Origin of the sequence: Ilyobacter sp., from assembly GCF_041583315.1 — a bacterium.
Lineage (GTDB): Bacteria > Fusobacteriota > Fusobacteriia > Fusobacteriales > Fusobacteriaceae > Ilyobacter.
Genome location: NZ_JBFHGC010000145.1, coordinates 1 through 5,589 on the forward strand (window position 1 = coordinate 1; position 5,589 = coordinate 5,589).

Annotated in this window: 8 protein-coding genes; 7 read left to right on the forward strand and 1 reads right to left on the reverse strand. The window is 34.0% G+C overall.

What is annotated here, in order from left to right; all coding sequences use genetic code 11:
• The 5 genes from ABZA26_RS06480 to ABZA26_RS06500 all read left to right on the forward strand — a co-directional run.
• The coding region (locus ABZA26_RS06480) for a diacylglycerol kinase (RefSeq protein WP_372713706.1) at positions 1-619 on the forward strand (619 nt) is incomplete at its 5' end.
• 11 nt (positions 620-630) lie between these two features.
• Positions 631-2,160 carry a hypothetical protein gene (locus ABZA26_RS06485; protein ID WP_372713707.1) on the forward strand — a complete coding sequence of 510 codons (1,530 nt, stop codon included), beginning with the start codon at positions 631-633 and terminating at the stop codon, positions 2,158-2,160.
• A gap of 183 nt (positions 2,161-2,343) precedes the next feature.
• The gene (locus tag ABZA26_RS06490) at positions 2,344-3,189 is read left to right on the forward strand and encodes an endonuclease/exonuclease/phosphatase family protein (RefSeq protein ID WP_372713708.1); all 846 of its coding nucleotides are present in this window, start codon (positions 2,344-2,346) and stop codon (positions 3,187-3,189) included.
• Positions 3,190-3,199: 10 nt separating this feature from the next.
• Positions 3,200-3,826: a thiamine diphosphokinase gene (locus tag ABZA26_RS06495; protein WP_372713709.1), complete on the forward strand. Its 627-nt coding sequence runs from the start codon at positions 3,200-3,202 to the stop codon at positions 3,824-3,826.
• A 65-nt stretch (positions 3,827-3,891) separates the two neighbouring features.
• Positions 3,892-4,149 (forward strand): hypothetical protein, encoded by a 258-nt coding sequence (locus ABZA26_RS06500; RefSeq protein ID WP_372713710.1) that lies wholly within the window; start codon positions 3,892-3,894, stop codon positions 4,147-4,149.
• 36 nt (positions 4,150-4,185) lie between these two features.
• Here the strand turns inward: ABZA26_RS06500 and yfcE are convergent, their stop codons facing one another.
• Positions 4,186-4,728 (reverse strand): phosphodiesterase, encoded by a 543-nt coding sequence (gene yfcE, locus ABZA26_RS06505; protein ID WP_372713711.1) that lies wholly within the window; start codon positions 4,726-4,728, stop codon positions 4,186-4,188.
• A gap of 139 nt (positions 4,729-4,867) precedes the next feature.
• On the opposite strand from yfcE, the gene ABZA26_RS06510 reads away from it, so the two are divergent.
• Both ABZA26_RS06510 and ABZA26_RS06515 read left to right on the forward strand, forming a co-directional pair.
• Positions 4,868-5,242, forward strand: coding sequence for a thioesterase family protein (locus ABZA26_RS06510; protein WP_372713712.1), 375 nt, complete (start codon positions 4,868-4,870; stop codon positions 5,240-5,242).
• 96 nt (positions 5,243-5,338) lie between these two features.
• The coding region (locus ABZA26_RS06515) for a solute carrier family 23 protein (protein ID WP_372713713.1) at positions 5,339-5,589 on the forward strand (251 nt) is incomplete at its 3' end.

Sequence of the window (5,589 nt, forward strand, 5' to 3'; positions counted from 1 at the left end):
GTTTCATGTGTGGGCGACTTTTATGGTTATAATCCTGTCTTTTATGTACGGGGTTACAAAGTCGGAATTTGTAATTCTTGCCATAACTATTTCATTGGTATGGATAACAGAGCTTATAAATACAGCTATTGAAAGCTCCATTGATATCGTATGTAAGTCTTATCACCCTCTTGCTAAAAATGCTAAGGACATGGCTGCAGGAGCGGTTCTTGTAGCTGCTATAAACTCTTTGGTTGTTGGTTATGTGATATTTGACGAAAAACTGGACATTATTTTCATACAGAGTTTTGAATTTTTAAAAAACTCTCATAAACACGTTTTTTCTATAATTTTAGTTGTAGTTATTGTGGCAGTTATCGGGCTGAAGTCTTATTATAAGAAAGGCACTCCTCTAAAAGGAGGAATGCCCAGCGGGCATAGTGCTCTGGCAGCCTCTATAGGGGTCAATGTGTTTTTTATAACAGATAACATAAAAGTATTTTTTCTCACCTTTTTTCTCATTTTGCTGGTAATGCAGTCTAGAATAGAGGGTAAAATACATACTCCCCTTGAAACTATTTATGGTGCTCTTTTAGGAGGAGGATTGACTTATTTTTTACTCATTGCCCTTAAAATGTAGGAGGAATATTTATGAATACAGCTATGGAATTTTTATTGCTAAGTATGCTATCATATGGTGATTTTTCAGAAGAAGACTATGGAAAAACACTGGAAGAACTTCTTTTTGGAGATGAAAAATCCAGAGAAAGAATAGTGAACAACGAGGGAATTCTCCTCACTAAAGACAACTATCATCTTCTGTTTGATTATTTCAAGGAATTTCTCAGAGCGTGGGAGATATTTCATGTGGACAACAGAACTGTAACAGGGAAGAACTTTTATTCCAAAGCCTCTGGATTTTATGCTGTCACCTTCAGGAAAAAGGATAAATTTGTCATCTCCTATAGAGGGAGTGAGAGCTATCCTGTGGAAGATGCCTACAGGGACTTCATAGAAACAGACCTCCTTATCGGAATGGGTAAACGTCCAAAGCAGTTTGAAGACGGTATAGAGGTCTATGAAACAATAGCCAGGTCGGAAGAGGTGGAGATTGAAAATATATCCATCACAGGGCACTCTCTTGGAGGAGGGATAGCACAGTTTGTAGCTGTTATGGCAGATAAAGAGGGATATACAATTCCCTATACCTGCACCTGGAATGCCGTGGGGATAAACAAGAGTGGGATTATAGGGGTAGATGATTTCATAGATTTCGAAGAAATGCTTAGAGGAATATATCCATTTAGTGAGAGAGAGATGGGATATCTTGCGCAGATGAAGGACATGTTTATGAGTTTTTTATTTAGAGAGCTGAAAAAAATGGGTTGTATAAAAGACAGAGAGACCATAAAGCTGAAAGAAAATGAGCTTGTAGAATTTAACATAACAGATGCTTTTATAGATGACTTTATAAAGTACATAAAATTTGATAAGTATATAATAAGCTTTGACATGAGTACCAGGAGGGAGCTTTTTAGGGATCATAATTTTGTAAGAAAACTTTTCCAGATTCCTGAATTTTCAAAGTGGCTCTTAGAAGCCAAAGAATTCATAAAAAAAATGAAAGAAAATAAGGCTTATGAAGACGTTATAGTAAATTTCTGTCATTCAAAAGATATGACTACATCGCTTTTTAAGCATATAGGAAGTGTCTATCTGGTAGACCAGGATTTTATAAAGAAAGATGTTAAGAGAAGAAGTTTTTTCAAGAACTTTTTTATCCTGACAAAATATGTTAAAGAATATCATTTTGAAGATGTATTTCTTCCCTATCTTATTACTGAAGGTGAGAAAAGAGGCAGATTTTCAAATAATCTGAATATTGATTTCATAGCAAGTTCTGTAAGAAAACTTATTTACCTTGAAGACTATGTGGCAAATGATCTCCTTGTGAAATATTATAGTTTGGAACAGTCAGAGGGAGATGAGGAGAGAGTCAAGGAACTTATTATAAATGGAATGAAAAATTCAAAAGACGAGCTCATATATAAAGAGCAGCTTCTGCTCTCTTTGGAGAAACTGGAAAAAGCTGAGGTAAAGGTTTTATGGGATAAAGTTATTGAAAAAATGGTCAGCCCCTATAAACCTAAGGATATATATGATACAGCGATATATTCTTAAATTTAATAAGTGTCTGTTATTCTCTTTTGAACAAATTTATTTAAGGGTTTAATTTAAAAAAATAAACTTTTCACAGAAGCTTTTGGTGAAAGGTATAGCGAAACAATCCAACGTGCAAAATAACTGTTAATTTTTATTCAAAGTTGCTATAATTAATTTAAAAGCCCAAAGGAAGAAGCAAATATGAATTTTTTTAAAAAGATTATCACATATTTTTTAATTTCATTTTCTATTTTTTCACAGGAAGCATATATAGCCAGTTTCAATTCACTTCACCTGGGATGGGATAAGAGTAAGGACTATAAAAGTATTTCTGAATTTTTGTCTCTCTTTGATCTCATAGGCCTTCAGGAGGTTATGAAAAAAGATGGTGTAAAAAAGCTCACTGCAGAACTAGAGAGGACTACAGGAGAAAAATGGAAATATCTCATATCTGATCACAGTGTGGGAACTGAAAAATACAGGGAGTATTATGCCTATATCTGGAAAGATGAGAAGGTAAAACTTTTGAATAAAAATATAGGGTTTTATAAACCAAATAAGGACGTAAACGGTCAAAAAGAGTATATGAGAGACCCCTATGGAGCAGACTTTAAAATAGGGGAGTTTGATTTTACCTATGTCCTGTGCCATGTGATCTACGGAGATAGTATCAGAGAAAGAAGGGCAGAGGCCTATCTCTTGGATAAGGTTTATAATTACTTTCAGGATAGAGATATAAATGAGCAGGATATTCTTATAGGTGGAGATTTTAATCTGCCTGCCTATGACGATTCCTTCAGACGAATTTTTTCCCATAAAGATCAGATATTTTACGGGATAGACCCTGTAAATAAGACTACCATAGGAAAAAGCGGACTTTCAAACTCCTATGATAATATTTTTTACTCCTATAGACATACAAAGGAGTTTACAGGTAACAGCGGAGTTATAGATTTTACACATGGAAATTATAGTGAGGTGAGAAAAAGTATTTCTGATCATCTTCCGGTATTTATAGAAGTGGACATTTCAGAAGATGATGACTGATACTATTCCTATGAAAAGAGCATTTGTTTTTTTAAACGGAGAACTTTCAGAAGATATAGGGTTCTATAAAGAGTACATGACAAAGAGTGGTGACATATACTGTGCAGACGGCGGAGCGATGCACGCATACAGGCTGGGAAAAGTTCCTGTTGAAATAATAGGTGACATGGACTCTGTTTCAGAAGAAATTCTGAAGTATTATGAAAGCATGGGAACCGTCATAAAGAAATTCCCAAAGGACAAAGATTTTACAGACGGAGAGATAATTCTAGAATATTTAAATTCTAAAGATTATAATGAAATAATAGTATTTGCAGCAATGGGAGGTAGAACCGACCACATGCTCACAAATCTAAATCTGATTTTTAAATATAAAAAAGCCAGATTCCTATCTGGGAAAGAAGAGATATTTATCATTGATAATTATTTTAAATTTGAAAATAAAAAGGGTAGCGAAGTATCCTTTGTACCTTTTTCTGATGAGGTCAGCCAGTTGACATTGAAAGGATTTAAATTTCCACTAGATAAACATAGTTTAAAAAGAGGAACGTCAATTTGTATGAGTAATATAATAATAGAAGGTATAGCAGAAGTGAGCTTTCTGAAAGGGACCCTCCTCTGCATAGTTCAAAAATAAAGGAAAAAAAACTTTATCCCGTATAATATAATCAAGAGGCATTACATTACAAGGGGGGGATTGATATGGCAACGATTATTATTTTATTGGTTATTTCCCTGTTTATCATCGTACTTTATATAGCTGCTTTATTGGTCTTTACACCTTATGAAGACGATGACAAGTATCTTCTTAAAATAATGGAATTTGGATTTAGATTTCATGATCATGCAGTGGAGAAAAAAGGTATATTTAAAAACTTGGAAGAATCAATGGCTATATTTATGATACTTCTCAGCTATAACATATTAAAGGACAGAAAGTTTGTCGATAATAAAAAGTAGAGGTTTACGCTCCTCTACTTTTTTTAATGGATTATTTTAGAATATTATATCTTTTATTATTTCTTGATCGAATGATTTAATCTTAAAAGAATTATCTTCAAATATACCATAGGTGTTTGGGTAATTTTCCTTTGGAAAAGTTATGGATCCCGGATTCAAGACAAATATACCCTGGTGAATTTCAGCCAGTGGTATATGGGTATGCCCGTGAATCAATATATCACCTTGGCATATATTGGGAAGCTTATCCTTGTTGTAGAGGTGTCCGTGGGTAATAAATATCCGTCTTTCATTCCAAAAGACAGTGGAAAAGTCTGACATAATGGGATATTCTAAAAGCATTTGGTCAACCTCGCTGTCACAGTTTCCTCTCACTGCAATAATTTTATTTTTTAGATTATTTAGAAGTTCTGCAACAGACTGAGGATTATAAGAATTCGGGATGGGATTCCTGGGACCGTGATAAAGAACATCGCCTAAAACGAGAATCATATCTGCCTGTTCTTTTTCAAATGCATTTAAAGCCTTTTTTAAACATTCCAAAGAGCCGTGAATATCAGAAATAACAAATAATTTCATAGAAATACTCCCTTTAATTTTTTTTAAAATAATAACATTTTTAAGGTCACGAGACAAGGACTGTCAAAAAATGCTTGACAAAATCGGAAAAAACATAGTAGACTCCATAGGAAAGTTGGAAATATAAGGAGGGCTTAAATTGAAAGAAGGAATGAAACTTATTCTTGAGAAAACTGTAAAAGCTGAGGAAACGGCTGCTAAAGTAGCGTCAGGAGCACTAGATGTTTTTTCTACCCCTATGCTGATTGCATTCATGGAAAGTACAGCTTTTAATTTGGCTCAAAATGAACTGAAAGAGGGAGATACTACAGTAGGAATCTCTGTAAATATAAACCATTTGAAAGCTAACCTTGTGGGAGACAGTCTCAAATGTGAAGCACAGCTTACAAAAATAGAAGGTAAAAAATTATTTTTCAATGTAAAAGTTACCTATAATGATGAAATAGTTGGCGAGGGAGAGCATATCCGTTATATTGTCAACGAAAAGAAGTTTATTGAAAGAATAAGGGGATAGATGCCTTTTTGAAAGAGGCATATGTCTCTTTTTTTTTGAAAAAATTACTAAAAAAATTAATATATATTGAGAAATGAAAATTTTAAGGAGGAAAAGATGACTACACTGGGAACAAAAACAAAGTATATCTTAGGGCTGCAGCATGTACTGGCCATGTTTGGAGCCACTGTACTGGTGCCTTTTTTGACAGGTTTAAATCCTTCAATAGCACTTTTGACAGCAGGAGCCGGGACTTTATTATTTCATTACTGTACTAAAAAAATAGTGCCTGTATTTTTAGGTTCATCATTTGCATTTATAGGGGCCATATCCCTTGTTTTGAAAGAAGAGGGTATAGGTGTGGTAAA